General features: G+C 45.8%; 2 protein-coding genes. Both read left to right on the top strand.

Translation table 11 applies throughout. The annotated features are described in order from the left end of the window. The first annotated feature begins 169 nt into the window (after positions 1-169). The gene (locus tag GTP27_RS23220) at positions 170-340 is read left to right on the top strand and encodes an ATP-binding protein (protein ID WP_371865994.1); all 171 of its coding nucleotides are present in this window, start codon (positions 170-172) and stop codon (positions 338-340) included. Between the two features lie 140 nt (positions 341-480). After that, complete coding sequence (locus GTP27_RS23225; RefSeq protein ID WP_161041454.1) at positions 481-1,224, top strand: hypothetical protein; 744 nt, start codon at positions 481-483, stop codon at positions 1,222-1,224. The last annotated feature ends 124 nt before the right edge of the window (positions 1,225-1,348 follow it).

Consider the following 1,348-nt stretch of genomic DNA (forward strand, 5'->3'; position numbering starts at 1 on the left):
GTTCAACGGGAAACGGGTACTGCTTCTTGGTTTTTGGCTTCTTAGTGGTCATTACGTCGGTCATGGAAAATCCCTTTCGGTATTATTTCATGACCCCGGATTCACACAAAAATTCTGACAGGCTCGCGCCGAAGCTCAACAGGATGTGTTTGAATTAATAGATGCTAGAGTGGGGCCTCGTTCCACAATCATTACTAGTCAGTTTCCTTTGGAGAATTGGCACGATGCTTTAAATAACAAGATGGTGGCAGATGCTATTCTCGACCGCATCGTCCACAGCTCGCACATCATCAAATTAAAAGGCGAGTCGTTGCGTAAGAAAGTAAAGGAACAAGGTTAAGTATCTGAATGTATTTAATCTTTTGGTCGGCAGCTACTGGCTGAAACCCTGCCGACGTGTGCAAGGCACTGGCAAACCTTATCGCCGAGCAGATGAAGTTCGTATGACCACGGCGGTAAATTTACAAGGATCGTTCGGAAATGGGCATTTTGATTCCTGCCACACGGCTTTATTATTTGCCTAAAGAAGTGTGCCTAGCGCACGAGTATTGCTTCTTCGTCCATGACGAATTTGTCAGAATGCTTGCTGAATACGAGGCCGCTGAAGCGCACATCGTTTCGTTTAAGTTTGAGAGCAAAGCCCAGAGCAAGAGGTTCACAGCTCTCGCTAAGAATCGCGATGCTGTGACCGCGTTGAGAGAATTGGGTCTACATCATCAAGCTCGTAGAGTCGTGCTCAATACGATAACTATGGCTATGGTCGCGGACTGCGGTCACCACATCTATGAATCCCTTCGCTGTTTCGAGAAGCGAAAGATTGTTCCCGCCTTCAATCTTCTGCGCAAGCCTCTGATTGATAACTTGATGTATCTCTCATGGATGGTCGCTGATGAGGATGAGTTTTACAACGAGTTTTCTTCGGGTGATCCAACAAAAATTACGCAGAAGATTATAGGGAATCGCCGCAAGGAGATACTTGCTAAAGCGATCAGCGAAACAGAACTTGTGGACATTGTAACCGCTGATGAGATCTACTCAATCGTTTTCGATCCTAGCAATAGCTACGGACTCTACGGTTTCTTTCAGCATGCCGTACATCTGGTTACCACCGATCGAGTTGAAATTAGAACTTCGCCCGAAAATTTTAATTTTATATTCAAAGATCCCGCAGACGATGACGTTTATTCGTTGTTATACACATCACTACCTACAATGTTGTTGTGATCTTGCCCCCGTATGACCGGACACATCCTATCGCTTAATTAACGCCGCTTTCCTGAGCTCGGCGCAGCAGCTCCCTCCTGAACATTCGAGGTGATTTCAATTTTAACGACGAGTGCGGATGAAC

Source organism: Duganella qianjiadongensis, from assembly GCF_009857915.1.
Lineage (GTDB): Bacteria > Pseudomonadota > Gammaproteobacteria > Burkholderiales > Burkholderiaceae_D > Rugamonas > Rugamonas qianjiadongensis.

Bases quoted from the DNA above. Each gene is read 5' to 3' on its own strand.
- GTP27_RS23225 (WP_161041454.1), top strand. From the start codon at position 481: ATGGGCATTTTGATTCCTGCCACACGGCTTTATTATTTGCCTAAAGAA.